We start from the raw sequence: 2,081 nt of genomic DNA, 5'->3' as shown, positions 1-2,081 counted from the left end.
TCTTTTCTTGTTCCATGACCGCAAAGGTAAGCAAAAAAAATAGTTTTAGCACGCTATCATATCAAGTTCTTTGGTTAGGCAGCGGCATCCGTCCGCCACGGACAATCCCCCTTGGGCCAAATAGTCTCCATGTCACTTCTCACGTCCGGGTCCCAGTTCTCACAGATGCTCAACGCGCAACTCGTATGCTGCACAAAGAGATTGAGCAGTCCCGTCTTTGGTAGCTGCGGCAGGTGCCGGAGCACTTCATCCGTTATCAGATGGAAGCCGCGGGACTGAGGCTTCAACTTAAATTCTACTTGCTCAACCATCAGAACTTTACCTCTTTAGTCGGAGCTGAGAACGAGCAGAACTGCGCCACACCGTCCGTGATGTAGAGCACAGCCGTATTGTCGTCGTCGGCAGAGTACATACTCTTCAGTTCCGGATTCTTGTCAAGCACGTAAGCCTTCGCCTCACGACTGTCGTCGTTGACGAGCTTTCCGCTGATACGGATCCACTCCGTGCCGGATGGCTTCACGGCAGTGATCTCAAACTTCGGGTTGGCCATCATCTGCTTGAATACCTTTTTCTTCTTACCCGTTTGGATATAGAGTTTACCATTAAGCACCTCCGCCACTCCGAACGGACGCACACGGGGTTGATCGCCATCCACTGTGGCAATATAAAATATACCACACTCGTGAAGATAGTCGCGAACCTCTTGTACAGCACTATTCGTCTGTGCATTTACTACCATTGCCGTCATAAGCATGAAAAATAAAACCAGTTTTTTCATCATTGTATTTTCCATTATTATTATTATTAAAAGTCATCCATGACTTTTGATTGATGGTTCCTGCCATTTTTATAGTCCATAAACTCCGCATGGGCAGACCAATTATAAGGATAATTATGCATGGATTCGTCCATCATCAGATAACAATAGATTGTCCCAAGTCCTGTATCGACATGAAATTCATCTCTATTTGACTTGTCCTTGCCGTCAGTGATGTTATCTTCACCGTATTTCGCAGAAAGAATAGATCGAAGATTGTCCATTTCTTCTTCTGCCCTATCATCAGTCAAACCATCATAGTAAACCTTGGCTCCATATACGGTCTTCGTATCTGGGTCATAGTAAACAGCGATATTCCCCTTCTCGCCTGCGAAGGTGCCGATGAAGCTTCGTGTTCCAACAGGAAGCAACTTACTTATTTTTGAGTTCAATCTGAAACCCTTAGCGATAAGTTTCTTTTGAAATTGTTCAATACTGCCGGTCAACGGAATGCCAGCAAATTTCATATGCTCTGTTTGTGCAAAAAGGACTAATGAAAACAGAGACATCAATAACAATAGAAATGCTTTTTTCATCTTCATACCCCCTTGAATATTTCGTTCATTTCCTTCCGCTTCTTTTCTGCATGTGGACAGTCTGGAGCGATATGGCCGATGGGAACGATAGCCACGGCTTCGTAACCCTCTACGGGGAACAGACGCTTCACGGCTTCGACATTATAATTACATACCCAGCAGGAGCCGAGTCCGCGATCAGCGGCAGCGAGGCAGAGGTGCTCCACGGCAATGCCGAGGTCGATGTCACCATGGGGCTTGCCGTCATCCGGACGCACCCAGCAGCCGTTCACATCCTTAAAGCACAGCACATACAGCGGTGCCGACTTGAACCAGTCGCGGTTGTAGCACCGTCGGATCTTCTCTTTCGCATCGTCAGAGGTGAGAAGAAGAAACTTCCACGGCTGGCGGTTGCAGGCCGACGGTGCCAATCGCACACAATCCATGATATATTCTATATCCTCCTTACTGACCGGCTCGTCCATGTACTTACGCACGGAGAAGCGTTTCGTTGCTAATTCCTTGAATGCCATAAGCTGATGAATTATTTATTTCAGCCTCAAAGGTACAACTTTCTATCGACAAGTACGACAATTTGATTGAGAATAATTCTTAATCCTCATAATGATGTTTTTTGGCCCAAGGGGGATTGTCCGTGGCGGGCAGATGCCGCTGCCTAACCAAAGACAGTAACACATCTATAGAAAAAGAAGGGTATATCCCTTATTCCCTTCAGGCATGACCTGAAG

The 2,081-nt window shown here is 46.5% G+C and carries 3 protein-coding genes and 1 pseudogene; all 4 read right to left on the bottom strand.

Annotation, left to right across the window (positions count from 1 at the left end; genetic code table 11):
* Positions 1–116: 116 nt before the first annotated feature.
* Positions 117–311 (bottom strand): annotated as a pseudogene (locus NG346_RS14380) (YjbQ family protein); the annotation flags it as partial.
* Entirely contained in the window at positions 311–781 is a 471-nt protein-coding gene (locus NG346_RS14375) for a pyridoxamine 5'-phosphate oxidase family protein (RefSeq protein ID WP_262281359.1), read from the bottom strand. The gene NG346_RS14375 and the pseudogene NG346_RS14380, both read right to left, overlap by 1 nt.
* Positions 782–804: 23 nt before the next feature.
* The gene (locus tag NG346_RS14370; RefSeq protein WP_262281358.1) at positions 805–1,353 is read right to left on the bottom strand and encodes a hypothetical protein; all 549 of its coding nucleotides are present in this window, start codon (positions 1,351–1,353) and stop codon (positions 805–807) included.
* A gap of 2 nt (positions 1,354–1,355) precedes the next feature.
* The gene (locus tag NG346_RS14365) at positions 1,356–1,865 is read right to left on the bottom strand and encodes a nitroreductase family protein (protein ID WP_262281357.1); all 510 of its coding nucleotides are present in this window, start codon (positions 1,863–1,865) and stop codon (positions 1,356–1,358) included.
* Positions 1,866–2,081: the final 216 nt, after the last annotated feature.

Origin of the sequence: Hallella absiana (assembly GCF_025457485.1) — a bacterium.
GTDB classification, from domain to species: Bacteria; Bacteroidota; Bacteroidia; order Bacteroidales; family Bacteroidaceae; genus Prevotella; species Prevotella absiana.
Note: the sequence above shows the minus strand (reverse complement) of the source record. Positions and strands in the feature narration are given on the sequence as shown.